The organism is Collinsella sp. LCP19S3_F2 (genome assembly GCF_052121015.1).
Classification (GTDB): domain Bacteria; phylum Actinomycetota; class Coriobacteriia; order Coriobacteriales; family Coriobacteriaceae; genus Collinsella.
In genome coordinates this window covers 69,399-86,120 of sequence record NZ_JBQKFA010000008.1, presented here as the reverse complement: position 1 = coordinate 86,120, position 16,722 = coordinate 69,399, and the positions used below count along the sequence as shown (strand labels likewise).

The 16,722-nt window shown below is 58.7% G+C and carries 15 protein-coding genes and 1 tRNA gene; 2 read left to right on the top strand and 14 right to left on the bottom strand.

Annotation, left to right across the window (positions count from 1 at the left end):
- Positions 1-232 (top strand): hypothetical protein (locus ACTQX9_RS07630; RefSeq protein WP_441540965.1); only part of this gene is annotated, 232 nt, incomplete at its 5' end.
- A 185-nt stretch (positions 233-417) separates the two neighbouring features.
- Here the strand turns inward: ACTQX9_RS07630 and rplT are convergent.
- The 9 genes from rplT to recJ form a co-directional block, all read right to left on the bottom strand.
- Entirely contained in the window at positions 418-777 is a 360-nt protein-coding gene (gene rplT, locus ACTQX9_RS07625) for a 50S ribosomal protein L20 (RefSeq protein ID WP_006234421.1), read from the bottom strand.
- A 46-nt stretch (positions 778-823) separates the two neighbouring features.
- Complete coding sequence (rpmI, locus tag ACTQX9_RS07620) at positions 824-1,015, bottom strand: 50S ribosomal protein L35 (protein WP_006234422.1); 192 nt, start codon at positions 1,013-1,015, stop codon at positions 824-826.
- Between the two features lie 32 nt (positions 1,016-1,047).
- The gene (gene infC / locus ACTQX9_RS07615; RefSeq protein ID WP_006234423.1) at positions 1,048-1,617 is read right to left on the bottom strand and encodes a translation initiation factor IF-3; all 570 of its coding nucleotides are present in this window, start codon (positions 1,615-1,617) and stop codon (positions 1,048-1,050) included.
- A 248-nt stretch (positions 1,618-1,865) separates the two neighbouring features.
- Positions 1,866-1,952: transfer RNA gene (locus ACTQX9_RS07610), tRNA-Leu, on the bottom strand.
- 39 nt (positions 1,953-1,991) lie between these two features.
- Positions 1,992-3,425: a transglutaminase-like domain-containing protein gene (locus tag ACTQX9_RS07605; RefSeq protein WP_441540963.1), complete on the bottom strand. Its 1,434-nt coding sequence runs from the start codon at positions 3,423-3,425 to the stop codon at positions 1,992-1,994.
- A gap of 253 nt (positions 3,426-3,678) precedes the next feature.
- Positions 3,679-4,545, bottom strand: a complete 867-nt coding sequence (fba, locus tag ACTQX9_RS07600) for a class II fructose-1,6-bisphosphate aldolase (RefSeq protein WP_441540961.1) — start codon at positions 4,543-4,545, stop codon at positions 3,679-3,681.
- A gap of 194 nt (positions 4,546-4,739) precedes the next feature.
- Positions 4,740-5,423, bottom strand: coding sequence for an MBL fold metallo-hydrolase (locus tag ACTQX9_RS07595; RefSeq protein WP_441540959.1), 684 nt, complete (start codon positions 5,421-5,423; stop codon positions 4,740-4,742).
- A gap of 86 nt (positions 5,424-5,509) precedes the next feature.
- Positions 5,510-7,870 carry a RelA/SpoT family protein gene (locus ACTQX9_RS07590; RefSeq protein ID WP_154517206.1) on the bottom strand — a complete coding sequence of 787 codons (2,361 nt, stop codon included), beginning with the start codon at positions 7,868-7,870 and terminating at the stop codon, positions 5,510-5,512.
- Positions 7,871-7,884: 14 nt separating this feature from the next.
- On the bottom strand, positions 7,885-11,172 hold the full coding sequence (gene recJ / locus ACTQX9_RS07585; protein ID WP_441540957.1) for a single-stranded-DNA-specific exonuclease RecJ: 3,288 nt from the start codon (positions 11,170-11,172) through the stop codon (positions 7,885-7,887).
- A gap of 275 nt (positions 11,173-11,447) precedes the next feature.
- On the opposite strand from recJ, the gene ACTQX9_RS07580 reads away from it, so the two are divergent.
- Positions 11,448-12,446, top strand: a complete 999-nt coding sequence (locus tag ACTQX9_RS07580) for a bile acid:sodium symporter family protein (protein ID WP_441540955.1) — start codon at positions 11,448-11,450, stop codon at positions 12,444-12,446.
- Positions 12,447-12,476: 30 nt separating this feature from the next.
- On the opposite strand, the gene ACTQX9_RS07575 is transcribed toward ACTQX9_RS07580, so the two are convergent.
- The 5 genes from ACTQX9_RS07575 to ACTQX9_RS07555 form a co-directional block, all read right to left on the bottom strand.
- On the bottom strand, positions 12,477-13,274 hold the full coding sequence (locus ACTQX9_RS07575; protein WP_427794446.1) for a DUF4931 domain-containing protein: 798 nt from the start codon (positions 13,272-13,274) through the stop codon (positions 12,477-12,479).
- A 3-nt stretch (positions 13,275-13,277) separates the two neighbouring features.
- On the bottom strand, positions 13,278-13,955 hold the full coding sequence (locus tag ACTQX9_RS07570) for a copper homeostasis protein CutC (RefSeq protein ID WP_441540953.1): 678 nt from the start codon (positions 13,953-13,955) through the stop codon (positions 13,278-13,280).
- Positions 13,956-14,078: 123 nt separating this feature from the next.
- Positions 14,079-14,792, bottom strand: coding sequence for an ABC transporter ATP-binding protein (locus tag ACTQX9_RS07565; protein WP_229770701.1), 714 nt, complete (start codon positions 14,790-14,792; stop codon positions 14,079-14,081).
- A complete protein-coding gene (locus ACTQX9_RS07560) occupies positions 14,793-15,653 on the bottom strand; it encodes an ABC transporter ATP-binding protein (protein ID WP_427719717.1) in 861 nt (286 codons plus the stop codon).
- Positions 15,643-16,722: a branched-chain amino acid ABC transporter permease gene (locus ACTQX9_RS07555; protein ID WP_441540967.1), complete on the bottom strand. Its 1,080-nt coding sequence runs from the start codon at positions 16,720-16,722 to the stop codon at positions 15,643-15,645. Before ACTQX9_RS07555 ends, ACTQX9_RS07560 begins: the two co-directional genes overlap by 11 nt.

Sequence of the window (16,722 nt, the reverse complement as noted above, 5' to 3'; positions counted from 1 at the left end):
GAAAAACGAATCCAAGTCAGACCATTTCAAATGGTTCGATGTCTGCCCGGATGCGACACATCTGGTGTGTCCATCCTCGCAGTATCCGGTTCTCAAGGTGCACGCCTGCGCTGGTTCCCGGTCCGACCGGGCCGCGCGGCAAGGAGATATATTGCCAGACCGCGAAGCGATGTGGGACGTCAATTCCACTCTTCACAAGTCCTACACAATATATCGCTTCCTATATAAGTAATAGAAAGGCTGGTGCAGAAATACTGTACGTATCAGATGATGACCCTTCGGTTAAGAGATATATAAAGATCGGTCACCTGTAAGTGTCTATCTACCCGCGCTTTTGCTATATAAACCAGCGCCTTAGATAAAAAGAGGGAGCGCCGCGCACAGCGCGACACTCCCCTAGCGATTCAAGAGAATCAATTAGGCCTCGAGAGCCTTCTTGGCGATGGTAGCCAGCTCGTTGAAAGACTCGATGTCCTCGTAAGCCATCTGAGCCAGGACCTTGCGGTCGAGCTCGATACCGGCGACCTTCAGGCCGTGCATGAACTGAGAGTAAGAGATGTCGTTCAGGCGAGCAGCAGCGTTGATACGGGTGATCCAGAGAGAGCGAATCTCGCGCTTCTTATTGCGGCGGTCACGGTACTGATACTGCAGAGAGTGCTGGACCTGCTCTTTAGCATGCTTGTAAGTACGCGAAGCGGCACCGTAGTAACCCTTCGCACGGTGCATAACGGTACGGCGCTTCTTCTTGGCGGCAACAGCGCGCTTAATACGTGCCATGTTCTATCAACTCCTAGACGGTTAAACGAAAAACGGGAACGCTAACTTAGGCGAGACGCGACTTGATGACCTTGCGGTCGGCAGCGGCGATCTCGGTCTCCTGACGGAAGCCACGCTTACGCTTGGTGGACTTCTTGCTCAGGATGTGGCTCTTGAAAGCCTTGGCGCGCATAAGCTTGCCGGTACCAGTCTTGCGGAAACGCTTCTTGGTGCCGCTGTGGGACTTCATCTTAGGCATGAAATACTCCTTAATCGGTTACAGAACACTAGTTACTTAGTATCACTTGCCGCTTTATCCTCATCAAAGGCGCCCTTAATTGGGGCGAGCAGCATAAGCATGTTACGGCCTTCCATCTTAGGCTTGGACTCGACCGTAGCGTAAGGCTTAAGATCCTCGGCGAGACGCTCGAGAACGTTAAGACCCTGCTCCGGGTGAGCCATCTCACGGCCGCGGAACATGATGGTGATCTTAACGCGTGCGCCCTTCTTGAGGAAACGCAGAACGTGGCCCTTCTTGGTCTCGTAGTCGCCAACGTCGATCTTGGGTCGGAACTTCATTTCCTTAACCTCGACCTTGGACTGGTTCTTACGAGCAGCCTTGGCCTTCATGGCCTGCTGGTACTTGAACTTACCGTAGTCCATGACCTTGCAGACCGGCGGCTCCGCGTTGGGAGCGATCTCGACAAGGTCGAGACCCTGATCGTCGGCGACGCGCTGGGCATCGCGGATGGCGAACAGACCGAGCTGAGAGCCATCGACGCCAATCAAACGGCACGAAGATGCAGTGATCTCGTCGTTGATGCGGGTGTCATCAGACTTAGCTATTTTCCCTACCTCCATTCATAAAAAAATAACCCGGCGCTTTTTTGCAACCAGGTCGTACACATAGACATCCTCGATATGAGGAAGAGAATCTAAGTTGTATGACCAGTCAGCTGCTCATTGGCGCCAAAAGGTGGGAACCCTCGGGTTCCTCTTTAGGGCATTGCGGAAACAACGCCTTGGCGATAATAACACGTACCGCTCGTTATCACATTACGTACACGAAAAAGGGGGCCTTAACCCCCTTGAACGCTCTTTTGCATGTATGGTGCCCGAGGCGAGACTCGAACTCGCACGTTGTTGCCAACGGTGGATTTTGAGTCCACTGCGTCTGCCAATTCCGCCACTCGGGCACGTATTGCGTGAGTTAGTTTATCACAGCTTTCCGTAGATTAGTCCGAAAATGGAACTTCGAGCATTTCGATGAGTTCGACCGTGCGGAGCATCTCGCGCTGACGGCATCCGCGACCGTCGACCGAGGCCTCGCCCATCTGGTTATCGTAGGGGTCCTCACGCATACCGTCAAAGACGGGTTCAAACTCTGCCTGGAACCGACAGTTTGCCACCATGCGCCATGGATCGAGGTTGCCAAAGTAGTGGCGGCGGCGCCATTCCTCCCCCATCCTGCGTGCCGAGGATCCAAACGAGACATCGGCGTTAAGCCAACCCGTCTGCGGTGTATAGAACTCCGCCCAGTCATGCGAGCCCACCGAGTCGGGCGCAACGTACAGGCCGCTCTGCCAACGTGCGGGCACGCCGGCGATGCGGCACATGGTGATAAACGTGAGTGCCATAACACCGCAATCACCGCGAAGCGAATGCGCGCAGTCATCGGCGATAGAGCCCAGAAGCAGATACGGTGGCTGGTATCGATAGTCGATATGATGCGTCAAATAATCATAGATAGCCCGAGCGCGGTCGAGCTGATCCTCGAGACCATCGATAACATGTTCGGTCAGCTGCTGCAGATACGGCGTGAATGCAATATGCGGTCGGTCCTCGGAAATATCCTTGGGCAGCGGCGCGTCCATACACGGATGCGCCGGAAGCGCTCCCCCGTAGATATCGCAATAAGCGGCATCAATCAGATAACGATAGGTCACTGAGAACGATCGATCAGCCGAGGAAACCCACGAGGCGGTACGCGCCAAAGCGTTCGCGGGAGCAAGGATCCCCTCCGGCGTCATATCGAGAATCTCGATATGAGACTGCTGGCGGCAGGCTGCGGCAACGGGAAGCCACGCGCGAACGGCCTCCCCCTCCAGAGCACCGGGAACAGACACGGATGCTTTAAGCGTAATGGCACGAGACAGCCCGCCCTGTGATTCCATCTTCTTAAGCATCTGGTTGCGCAGCGCAGTTCCATCCGTAGAATCGGGACGCAGGCCCGGAACCTCCTTGGGATACACACGCAAAGAATCAAGGAAGTTGTCGAGAACGAACAGTTCACCATCGATAAAGCGCCAGTCGATGCGCTTGCGATCGATCAGGTCGTCAAACTGATCCTCGGTAAACTCCGGCCACTCCTCGCGGATCATCGCAATAGCCTGATCGCGCGACACCGAAAAATGAAACGACGTCTCGATCATGCGATACCGCTCGGCACGAACGCAAGCGGCCAACGAGGGATCAGGGCTCTGTTCCAAAAGACGGTCGCAAGCCGCAACAGCCTGCGCCAGGTACCCGGCGTCCTTGAGACGAAGGATCTCAGGTGGCAATCCAATGTCGAGATGCCGGAAATCATCGCAACAAACATCAACAGAGCAACCAACGGGGCCCTCGGCAACAACCTTTCCATCGGCAGGCAAAACATTAACGACAGCCATAACCACTCCCACGCAGAACGACAACCCGAGACCATTGTACCGACATAAAAAGAAAGCCCCAACAAGGGAGCCATCAACACCGCTGAACGGTAGTCAAATAAATAATTCAGCCCAGTAACCCTGTAGCGAGTTAACGAAGGAGGCCCCGTTTCCCCGGAGCTGATTCCATCGCGCGACTTCTGGCGAAGCAAGGTGAGCGCGAGGGAAACAGCGTAGGGGAAACGGGGCCTCCGGCGGGAAGTTAAACCGCTACTTACGCCTTGTTGACGGAGCCAAACTCCTCCATGAGCTCCTTGGTGCGGGCAACGATGGCCTCGCGACCAGGCTTGAGGAGCTTGCGGGGATCGAAGCCCTTGCCCTGCTGATCCTTGCCAGCCTCGATGTACTCGCGGACGCCCTTGGCAAAGACAAGCTGCAGGTCGGTGTTGACGTTGATCTTGGAGATGCCCAGGGAGATGGCCTTCTTGATCTGATCCTCGGGGATGCCGGTACCACCGTGCAGGACGAGGGGCAGGTCGCCGGTCTGAGCCTTGATCTCGCCCAGACGCTCGAAGGAAAGACCGGCCCAGTCGGCGGGATACACGCCGTGGATGTTGCCGATGCCGCAGGCGAGGAAGTCGACGCCCAGGTCAGCAATCTGCTTGCACTCAGCGGGGTCAGCGAGCTCGCCGTTGGAGGTCACGCCGTCCTCGGTACCGCCGATGCCGCCGACCTCGGCCTCGATGGACATGCCCTTGGAGTGGGCAAGCTCAACGAGCTCCTTGGTGCGATCGAGGTTAAGCTGGAAGGTTTCCTCGTGAGAGCCGTCATACATGATGGACGTGAAGCCGGCCTCGATGCACTTGAAGCAGTCCTCGTAAGAACCGTGATCGAGGTGAAGGGCGACGGGAACGGTAACACCCGTGGCCTCGACGGCAGCCTTGACCATGTCGGCGCAGACCTTGAAACCGCCCATCCACTTAGCGGCACCAGCGGTGCACTGAAGGATCAGCGGAGACTTGGCCTCCTCGGCGGCCTGGAGAATAGCCAGAGTCCACTCGAGGTTGTTGGTGTTGAAGGCACCGAGAGCATACTTGCCGGCCTCGGCCTTCTTGAGCATGTCTGCTGCGTTGACGAGCATAAAAGAAACCTCCTGTAAGGTTGCTCCGATAACGCATGAGATTTTACCACGGCGTACCCGAGCGTAAACGTTCGTTTGTTCACGAATATCGTCCAAACAGACTTTTTTTGACCGTTTGCCCTACGGAATCGGCCCGTTGGGGAAAATATCTTGACGTTTAGACACTTCTCGTGCTTAAGCAGCTGACTACAAAGCTACATCTGCATGAAAGGGTTCTGCATGAGCTCGCGCGCCATAGTGGTCGAATCACCATGCCCGGTTAGGCAAACGGTATCGGGCGGGAGAAGCCGGGCGAGCTTGGAGAGCGAGCGCAAAATCGCCGCCTCGTCTCCACCGGCGAGATCGGTGCGGCCGTGGCTGCCCGGGAACAGGGTGTCGCCAACAAAGGCGATGCTTCCCTGCTCGGTGGCGGCGAACAAGACAATGCCACCCGGTGTGTGACCGGGCGTCTCGATCACCTGCAGGCAGATATCGCCCAATTCAATCGTATCGCCCTCAGCAAGCAATCGCGTCGGCTCGCCCGGATCGGGCGTATCGATGCCCCACATCGCTCGCTGCTCCTCGATATTCTCACGAGATACCAACACGTCCTTCGCACCTAACTCATATAGGAAACCCTTACCGACGGCGGCTCGCGCTCCGGCAACGCCACCTACGTGATCGGCATGGCCATGGGTGCAGACAGCGCCTAGCACGTGCGCGTCAGGATGCTTGGCATAGATATGTTCCACAAGACGCTCACCTTCCCAGGCCGGATCGATAATCAGGCATTCGCCGCTCGAGATTACGGCGTAACTGTTGGTCTGAATGGGGCCGTTTACAAGCGCCTCGATCGAAGCCATACCCCGAGGGGTTAAGTCCAAAGCTGCAGTGACCATGAGCACGTCCTCCTTCTACAAGCGTCGAGGCATCAAACGATGCCTCGAACGTAGCCAATATCATTACCGTTGTGCGTTCGTCACGCCTATACGCGACGCTTAAGCTGAGCCCCACCCTCGCCAGGCATCAGACGGCGTGCGTCATAGACCGAGTCGACACTGCTGATGGATGCCAGCAGCGGATCCAGACCGCTCGCGTCCGAAATCTCGACCATAAAGCGCAGGGTCGCAATGCCCTCGCGGTTGGTCGAGGTAGCGGCGGAAAGGATATTTCCGCCTGCATCGCCAATGGCGATGGTGACATCCTTGAGCAAGCCCATACGATCCAAGCACTCGACCACGATCTCGACCTGGAAAAGCGTATCGGCAGCACCATCCCACTCCACGTCAATCATGCGCTCGGGGTGTTCCATGAGACCCTTGACGTTGGGGCAGTTGGCACGATGCACCGAGACGCCTCGACCGCGCGTGATAAAGCCCACGATGTCGTCGCCCGTCACCGGATTGCAGCAATGCGCCAGACGAACCAGCAGGCCGCTGTTGCTCTCGCCCTTGACGATAATGCCGTTGCTTGCACTCTTGCCACGCTTTTGCGGTTTGCGGTTGGAACCGCGGGCAGGCTGCTTGACGACCTCAGCGATGGCTTCGGCCTTGGTGAGCTGCTCCTCGGGCTTGGGATCCAAGATTTGCTCGACCTTATTGCCCACAGCGCGCGGGGCGACCTTGCCCGCGCCAACGGCTGCGAACAGGTCCTCGAGTTGCTTGAAGTTAAACTGCTCCGCCACGGCATTGAGTGCACGCGTGGATCGCGGCGTAGAGATGCCGTACCCGCGCTTGCGCAGGTCCTTGGCCAGCATATCGCGACCGGCAGCAGCGTCATCGTCTTTGGTCGCAGCGGCGAAGTAACGGCGAATCTTTGACTTGGCCGAAGGCGTCTTGACGATCTTGAGCCAATCGCGCGACGGCTTGGAGCTCTTGTTAGTCAGGATCTCGACACGGTCACCCGTCTTGATTTCGTGCGTGAGCGGAGCCACCGCACCGTTGATTTTGGCGCCGACGCAGTGGTTGCCGACCTCGGTATGAACAGCGTAGGCAAAGTCGAGCGGTGTAGAGCCCGCACGAAGCGCCATGACCTCACCCTTGGGCGTAAAGACAAAAATCTCCTGGTCAAACAGGTCGACCTTCAGTGAGTGCAGATATTCTTTGGCATCGGTGATCTCGTCAGAGGCTGCCCAATCGAGCGAGTGCTTGAGCCAGTTAATCTGATCGTCCAGACGCTGTGCGTCGTTGGTCTTGGAGGCAGACGATCCGCCCGATTTCTTATATAGCCAGTGGGCGGCGATGCCGTACTCGGCCTGCTCGTGCATCTCGTAGGTTCGAATCTGAATCTCGAGCGGACGGGCCGTGGGGCCGATAACCGTCGTATGGAGCGATTGGTAGTTATTGACCTTGGGCATAGCGATATAGTCTTTAAAACGACCGGGCATGGGATGCCACAAAGTATGCACGGCACCAAGCGTGGAATAGCAATCGCGCACCGAATGGGTGATGACGCGCAGCGCCACCAGATCATAAATCTCGGAGAACTCCTTGCCCTTGCGCTTCATCTTTTGATAGATGGACCAATAGTGCTTGGAACGACCGTTGATCTGAAAACCCTCAAGGCCAATGCGGTCGAGCTCATCGGTAAGCGTCTTGATAGTCTCGGCCAGAAAGCGTTCGCGAACCTCGCGTGACTCTGCCACCATGCGGGCGATGCGCTGGTAAGCGTCGGGTTCAAGGTAGAAGAAGGACAGATCCTCGAGTTCCCACTTGATAGAGCTCATGCCCAGGCGGTCTGCCAGGGGCGCATACACATCCATGGTCTCGCGCGCCTTAAACAGGCGGCGGTCCTCGCGCAGGGCGGCAAGCGTGCGCATATTATGCAGGCGGTCGGCGAGTTTGACGATGATGACGCGAATGTCCTTGGACATGGCGAGGAACATCTTGCGCAGCGTAAGCGCCTGCTTTTCGTCCATGTTGTCGACTTCGATGTTGGTGAGCTTGGTCACGCCGTCGACGAGCTCTGCCACGGTTTCGCCAAACAGACCCGAAACATCGGCAAGCGAGGTATCGGTATCCTCGACGGTATCGTGCAGCAATGCAGCGCACACCACATCGCAGTCCATCTTAAGGTCGGCCAAAATGATAGCCACCTCGACGGGATGGTTAATGTACATCTCACCCGAGCGCCGCTTTTGGTTGCAGTGCTTCTCGGCAGCAAAGCAGTAGGCCTGCTCCACCTTGGAGAAGTCATCCTCACTCATATATTTAAGGCACAGGCGCTCCAGCTTGTCGTAGCTGTCCGCCATAATCTCGGGCGGCAGATCATCGGCATGCGTATAGTGCTCCATCTCCGAAAAGGGCTGGAGGGCGGAATCATGGGCGGTACGGGCTGCGGCATCCATCGAGGTCCCCTTCCCTAGGCCCGCGGTACGATCGGGCGGTTAATTTTGGTAAGCATATCAGAAGCGCACGAATCGAGTGCCCAACTCCGGAAAGCCGAGAACTCCATGCGCGAGCGCAAGCCCTCCAAATAGCGGATCGACCTGCTCAACTGCACGCGCCCGGGGTTTTCGGTCATCGCGATGCGACGGGTATCGTCAAACCCCGAAACGTGACAGAAACCGAGCTCTTCGAAGATTCCCAAGCCGCTTGCCACCGAACGCTCATCGACCGGCGTGCGCGCGTCGATTGCAAGGCACATCTGCGCAATGTCGATATCGCTTGCGCAGAATGAATCGTCCCCCGTCTTGCCACGATTGGAGCGCCACATGGTCTGCAGCGCCCGATAGAGCGTGACAAGCTCATCGCGCTCGGGCGCGTAACAATCGAGCAGGCGCTCATTAATACGAGCGTCACGAGACGAATAGAGCAGGTGAATCACGGCAGGCTGCCCATCGCGGCCGGCACGGCCACTCATCTGGTTAAACTCAATCGCGCCAAACGGCATGTGGTAGAGCACGACATGGCGGATATCGGGCAGGTTGACGCCCTCGCCGAAGGCCGAGGTTGAAACGATGCAGCTCAGGCTGCCATCTCGAAACGCCTCCTCGACGCGTCGGCGATCGGAACGCGCAAGCCCGGCGTTATAGAACGCGATATGGGTCGCGCAGTCGGGCACACGTTTGCGCAACGTCTTGGCAAGCGCCACGGACTGGTCGCGCGAGTTCACGTAGATGACGGTCTTCTCCCCCGTCGCAACGATCGAAACCAGGCGATTTTCACGGCTCGCAAGGTCACGATCGTCCTCGAGTTGTAGGTTCTCGCGAACGGTCTCGTCGACCACCGTGCTGGTAATCGGCAATACGCGAGCAAGCTCTGCCACAACTGGAGCCGTCGCGGTAGCCGTTGCTGCCATGACAACGGGGTCGCCCAGGGCTTTAAGAATATCGGGCATATCGAGGTATGCACTCCGGTCACCACCCTTAGCAAGACCGGCATGGTGCGCCTCATCGATAACAACGAAGCCAATACGTCCAGAACGCGCAAATCGATCACGGTGGATAGACAAGAACTCGGGCGTCGTGAGAACGATACCGATGCGACCCGAAGCAAGGCCGGCGAACACGTCATCGCGTACGGCCTCCACGGTCTCGCCAGTCAGCACGCCGACACCAATGCCGAGCGCGGCCATCGTCGAGGAAAGGTGATAGGCCTGATCGGCAACGAGCGAACGCAGAGGATAGACAAAAATACTCGCACGCCCGCGAAGAACCGCCTCGCGCGCGGCATGCACATGGAAAATCAGAGACTTGCCACGCCCCGTCCCCATAACGGCCAAAACGCTCTGATGGTCGGCAAGCGCGTCGAGTGCCTCGACCTGCGCGCGATGCGGCTGGTTCGAGCCGATAAAGCTATGGATAAGCGAGCGCGTGAGCTCGGTATAAGAAAGCTGGGCGAGCGTCTCGCGTTTACGCGACTCCAGGCGCAGACCAGAATCCGCCGGTTGCACGCCGCGGCGAAGCTCACATGCCGGATCGTCGATATTGGGCGCCGCGGTATCGCGCACCAAGACATCTTTGATCATGAGCTTGGGCTTCACACGTCCCTGCCAATGCTCGGCCACGGCCTCGAACACCAAGTCGACGGCGCTGTCGCAATTGATGAGCCTATCGATCTGCGGCACGCGGAACATGATGGCCGGCACACTCGCGGCACCATCGGTCGCCACAAAGCGCATGTGCTCGCCGGTTTTGCCCACCACGGCGCGATCGCACATCGTCACGCCCTCGGCGGCCAGAAGCGGCACCTTATTGCCCTGGCCAAACGGCTCAAGACGGGAAATTTGCTCGATGGTCTCGATATTTAGCTCGGAGAGATCAACGGTGGCGGCAACCTCGTCAGTGTCCTCAAAGTCCTCGGCGGGAAGCTCCGACAGCACGGCCGAAAGGCGACGGCGGAACTCATCGAGCTTGGATGCCTCGATGGTCACACCCACCGCACCGGCATGCCCGCCGCGACGAATCAGCAGATCGGAGCAACGCTCGACGGCGTCGAACAGGTTGATCTTGCCCACCGAGCGGCCCGATCCGCGCGCAACGCCATCCTCGATCGAGAAGAGCAGCGCCGGCACGTGATAGCGATTGGTCAAGCGGCTCGCCACGATGCCCTTGACGCCCTCGTGCCAGCCCTCGCCGCCCACGACGATTGCGCGCCCGCCGTCATAAGTCTCCTCGACCTTCGCCATGGCATCGCGCGTAAGCTCGGCCTCGATCTCGCGGCGTTGGCGATTGATTTCCTCGAGCTCGGCGGCAAGCGCGCTCGCTTCGATGGGGTCGCGGGCAAGCAGCAGGTCGAGCGCCAGCTTGGGATCGGCCATGCGGCCGGCAGCATTCAGACGGGGGATGAGCGAAAACGACAGGCCGTCGGCCGTAATGGTAGAAAGATCGGCCTTGGCAAGTGCGGCAAGCGCGATATAGCCGGGACGGGCCGTCACGCGCATCTGCTGGATGCCCTCGGCGACCAGTGCGCGATTCTCGGGCGTAAGCGGCATCATGTCGGACACGGTGCCCAACGCCGCGACCTCTATCAGCGAACGCCAATACGACGGCTTGCCCAAACGCTCGCCCAGGACCTGCACCAGCTTGAGTGCCACGCCGGCACCGGCAAGCTCGCGCGAGGGACCCTTGTCCTCGAGCTTGGGGTCGGTCAGGGGCACGCCCTGCGGCACCTGGTCGGACGGCTCGTGATGGTCCGTGACCACCAAATCGATCCCCAGGCTCTCCAGATAGGAGGCCTCTTCCTTGGCGGCAATGCCGTTATCGACGGTCACGATCAGCTGGGGGCGAGCGAGCTCGTTAACGCGGTCGAGCGCCGCACGCGACAGGCCGTAGCCCTCGTCAAAACGATGCGGAATAAACGGCGTGACGTTGGCGCCAAACGAACGCAGCGCCTCGGTCAACAGACAAGTCGACGTAATGCCGTCGACGTCAAAATCGCCAAAGACGGCGATGCGCTCGTGGCTGCGAATAGCACGCTCAACGCGGTCGACGACGACCGCCATACCCGGAATAACGAGCGGGTCCGCCCAGTCGCGATCGAGCGAAGGCGTCAAAAAAAGCTGGCCTTCCTCGATGGATGTAATGCCGTGCGCAACCATAATGCGCGCCACCAGCCCGGGTATGCCCAGGCCAGCCGAAAGCTCCTTTTCGAGCTCGGGGTTTTGCTGAGCGACCGCCCAGCGATGCGTTGTCTTAAGCGATGACATAGGCGCCCACCCCCGATAGGGGCAGGTCGCCGCGATACCTCTCACGGTTCATAGCGATGAGTCCTCTGTGTATGCCCACTTCGGCAGGCAGATCTGTTGAACTGATTTATTATACCGTGCGGCGCGGACGCACAACGTCCAGCACGCCGTGGTTTCGATAAACGAGGGCGGTAATAGCCTCGAAATAATCGGGCGTTTCAGCCACACGGACGCATGAGAGCGTCTAGCATATCCATTCAAAACGGATTCATGAGCAAAGGGAGTCACAAGCGCATATGAAGCAATGGGTTGGACTGGGTAAGTTCCTCGCGGGGCATATGCAGATCATCGTTCCGATTTGCGTGACGCTCGGCGTGCTCTTTCCCCAGCAGATCGGCGTACTCAAGCCCATCGTCCCCACCCTGTTTGCCTTTATGACGTTCCAAGGCGCCCTCAGCAACACCTTCCATCAGGTAGCCGAAGTATTCCGCCGTCCGCTGCACCTGATTCTGGCGCTGCTGGTCTCGGCGGCGCTTATTCCCATAACAGCCTATGCCATGGGGTCGCTGTTCTTTGGCTCCAACCCCAACCTAGTCTGCGGTATCGTGCTCGAGTACAGCGTACCTGTGGCAGTCACTGCCTTTATGTGGATTAGCATGTTCGGCGGCAACGGCCCGCTCGCGCTCACCATCATCCTGACGTCCTCGGTTATCTCACCCGTTACGATTCCGCTCACGCTTAAGCTCTTGCTGGGCGCCACCGTCTCGATCGACGTGTCGGGCATGATGCAGAACATGGCCTTCATGATCGCTATCCCCGCCCTGCTCGGCATCGTGATTAACGAACTCACGCGCGGATGGGGACACGAGAAGCTCTCCCCCGCGCTCTCGCCCGCCTGCAAGTTCATGATGATGGGTGTTATCGCGTCGAACTCCACCGCCATGAGCGAGTACGTGCTGCACATGAACGCGGTGCGCTTGGAAGTCGCCCTCTTTATTTTGATCTTCGCCATCAGCGGCTTTGTCGTCGGTATTCTGGTAGCCCGCGCACTGCATCTGCCGTATAGCGAAACGACTACCATGTGCTTTACCTGCGGCATGCGCAACATCTCTTCGGGCGCCGTCATCGCCACGCAATACTTTCCGGGCGAAGTCGTATTTCCCGTCATGTGCGGAACGCTGTTTCAGCAGGTACTTGCCTCGCTTATCGGGCATCTCTTTGAGCGTCTAACCGGCGAGGAGCGCGCTGCCCAGCGCAAGCGCGTCGAGGCCGGCCGCGACGCCATGGCACGCTAGGCTGTCCGCATTACGCGGGTGTTAGTCTTGCTATACGAGCGTTTCCAGATGCGCGCGCAGGCGCTCAGCATCGATATCGAGCGTCGTCTCGGCATTGACCTGGGCCAAACGATAGCCGACAAAGTAGGGCGAAACCACCCAACGCGGCAGCGCCTTGGCAATGGTCCGACCGCCCAGGTGATAGAAGAACAAGTTGTACGACTCTGCACGGCCACCGTGGTGCTCGTTTAGGATATAACGCAGAGCTACCTGGATCGCATCGGCGAAGAGATCCGCCTCGGCTTGGTCCCGCGTGTCATCGCTGGCGGCGATTCCCCGCGGAGCTGAAACGTTGACCTCAAAGAACCCCATAATCGGTTCGGTTGAGATGTTGACCGCAATTCTCCCCTGTTGCCAGACATTGATGCCTTCGAAATTGGCGGAAGTCAGCGAAGCATAGCCATCTTCCTGCTCCAAACCCACAATCTGCATGTGCGGATGAACGAGACTACCGCCCGAGAGCGGACCCTTGTTCTTGTACATGAGCACGCTTCGATACTGCTGTGAATCGATCATCTGCTGCCAGCAACCCAGGGCAAACCGCATCACATGATGCAGCTCGTCCGGCGCATAGGTCACCAGATCTGCGTCGTGGTCGGCCGACTCGATCAGCACGGTTTGACGGGTGGCGCGCAGGGTCTTGAACTTATTCTCGAGCCAGATACAGTCACCGTCGCGCCGGATGATATTGGCGAGTTCCTCGGTATCGCAAAAGGGGCACGCGGTGCCAGGGCGCCGGTTGTCGTCGGGCTTCCCGCTCGCCTGCTGAACGTCAAATACCAGGGGCACGGGTTATACCTCCAGCGGCACGATCTTGGTGCCATGGAGCTCGGAGACGCCCAGTGCCGCAGCCACGGTATCGCGGTTGGCCGTGGAAATGCCGCCGCCGGGAAGGATGGTCAGGCGATCGTTCGCGTAGTCGATAAGGTGCGACAGATGCTCCAGGTTGTCCTCAATCGGCGTGCCGGCGGCACCGCCATGCGTCAGGATGCGCGTTATGCCGCAATCGGCGAGCGTGTCAATCGCGTCGAGCTGAGCCTCGGGCGAGAGCTGGTCAAACGCCATGTGAAAGGTGATGTCGATGGGCTCGCGCTTGCACTCCTCGGTCGCGCAGCCCGCAGCCATCACGAGGGCGCCCAACGCAAGTTCATCGAGCGCCCATCCGCCGGCACAAGGCTTGCAGCAACCAAAGACCAAGCCATCGACGCCAGCGCTTACGGCAAGGCCCAAGTCCATCTCCATCATGCGCAGCTCGTCCTGGTTGTAGTAAAAGTCGCCGCCACGCGGACGGATCATGCACATCACCCGTGCATCGTGCTCGCGAGCATAGCTGGTCGTAGCGCTGATAACGCCGGCCGAGGGCGTGGTGCCACCAACCGCAAGGTTGTCGCACAGCTCAATGCGTCCCGCACCGGCCGCAATGGCCGCCGGCACCCGCTCAAAGTTCTCGGCACAAAACTCGTACAGCATAGATAGACCCCCAGATGACACTTCTATTTCCACACGGCATTGTCGCACTTTAAATACCAAGCCAACGGATCATTTCAAAAGGGGCGCTGACCGAGTTGGTCAGCGCCCCAATTACTGGATGGATTAACCACCAAGATAAGCTTTGCGGACGTTGTCGTCGTGCAGCAGCTCTTGGCCGGTGCCGGTCATGGTGATCTTGCCGGTCTCGAGCACGTAGCCGCGTGTGGCGATGGAAAGCGCCATCTGCGCGTTCTGCTCGACCAGGAGCACCGTGGTGCCGGCCTTGTGCAAATCCTCGACAATCTGGAAGATCTGCTCGATCAGGATCGGCGCCAGACCCATGGAGGGTTCGTCGAGCATGAGCAGCTTGGGGTTACTCATAAGGGCACGACCCATAACGAGCATCTGCTGCTCGCCGCCCGAAAGGGTGCCGGCCACCTGGCGACGGCGTTCCTTCAGGCGCGGGAACTGCTCGTAAACACGTTCGAGGCCCGGGGCAACCGTGGACTTGGGCTGTGTATAGGCACCCATCTCCAGGTTCTCCTCGACCGTCATCTGCAAAAAGGCACGACGCCCCTCGGGTACCTGAGACAGGCCCTTGCCAACCAGCTTGTCGGCGGGCGTATGGATAATGTCCTCGCCCATAAACTTGATGGAGCCGGTCTTGGAGCGCAGCAGGCCCGAGACAGTCTTGAGCGTCGTGGACTTGCCGGCGCCGTTCGCGCCAATCAGGGCAACGATCTCGCCCTCGTTAACGTTAAAGGAGATGTCCTTAATGGCGTGGATGGCGCCGTACCAGACGTTGATGTTGTAGACGGAAAGCATCGGCTCTGCCATTTAGTTCTCCCCCTTATCCTGCTTGCCCAGATAAGCCTCAATAACGGCTTCGTTGTTCTGGATTTCCTCGGCCGTGCCCTTGGCGATGACCTTGCCAAAGTTAAGCACGCAGATACCCTCGCAAATATTCATGACGAGCGACATGTCGTGCTCGATGAGCATGATGGCAATGCCAAAGGTGTCGCGAATCTTGACGATGTTCGCCATGAGCTCCGCAGTCTCGGACGGGTTCATGCCGGCGGCAGGCTCGTCGAGCAGTAGTAGCTTGGGATTGGTGGCAAGCGCGCGGACGATCTCCAAACGACGCTGAGCGCCGTAAGGTAGCGAGCCGGCCTGCTCGTTTGCCAGATGTTCCATATCAAAGATAGACAGAAGCTCCATGGCGCGCTCATGGGCGGCCTTCTCGTGCTTCCAATACGTCGGCAGGCGCAGCACGCCCTCAAAGCCGGAGTAGCGCTCCTGGTTGTGCAGGCCGACCTTTACGTTGTCCTCCACCGTCATGGTGTTGAACAGGCGGATGTTTTGGAAGGTACGAGCGATACCCATGCGGTTGACCTGGTAGACGGACTTGCCCGAGGTGTCCTCACCGTCGAGCAGGATGGTGCCGTGCGTGGGCTGGTACACCTTGGTGAGCAGGTTGAAGACCGTGGTCTTGCCGGCGCCGTTGGGGCCGATGAGACCGGCGATCTCGGTCTTACCGATGGTCAGGCTAAAGTCGTCGACCGCCTTGAGGCCGCCGAACTCAATGCCCAGGTGGATGCACTCGAGCGCCGGGCGCTCGCCCAGGTCGCGGTCGGGAACGATGGCGCCAGAAGGATACGGGACCATCTTGCCCTTGTTGAACTCAAACTTACTGGGCATCGGTTGCCACCTCCTTCTTGGAAGCAAAGCGGTCCTTAATGCGCGCGAAGAACGCCTTGAGCTGCGGGTTGTTAGTAAAGACCATGACCAGAATCAACACGATGGCGTAGATGAGCATGCGGTAGTCCGAGAACTGACGGAGCAGCTCGGGGAGCACCGTGAGCAGCGCCGCCGCGATGACGGAACCGCGCATGTTGCCCAGACCGCCCAGGACCACGAACACCAGAATGAGAATCGACGTGTTGAAGTCGAACTTAGTGGCGGAGAGCTGCGAGAAGTTACCGCCGAAGAGGGCTCCGGCAGCACCGGCGAGAGCGGCGGAGACCACGAAGGCGATCATGCGGTACTGGGTGACGGAGATACCCACGGACTCGGCAGCGATCTTGTTATCGCGCACGGCCATGATGGCACGACCGGTGCGGCTGCGGACCAAGTTGAGCACAATCACGAGCGCAACCATAACCAGGATGGCGCCAGCAAGGAACGTCGAGTAGGTCGAAACACCAGATGCGCCCTGGGCACCCTTGATGATAGCGGTGCCGTCTTCGAGCAGGTGCAGGTCGTCGATCGTGGAATTGCCCGTGATGTTAAAGATCACGTGCAGGCCGCGGGAATCGACGCCCACAATGAGGCAGGTAACGATCTCTTTGATAATCTCGCCAAAGGCCAAGGTTACGATGGCCAGGTAGTCACCGCTCAGGCGAAGAACCGGAATACCGATCAGGAAGCCCAGAATGGCGGCGGCGATAGCGCCGACCACAATGCTGATGATCAGACGCACCGGGTCAGACGGAACGACGCTCTCCAGCGCGACGGCGGTGACGATTCCCGTATAGGCGCCGACGCTCATAAAACCCGCGTGGCCCAGCGACAAGTCGCCCGCGATGCCGACGACGAGGTTGAGCGAGATGGCCATGACGATATAGGCCGTGATGGGAACCAGCTGACCGACAATCATGCGCGGAATCATGTGGTTAGACTGCATAAAGAACACGATGGCGAACGCCACAACGCACATGGCGTACGTGACAAAGTCGTGACGCGTCTGCTTGTCTGTAAGAAACTTCAT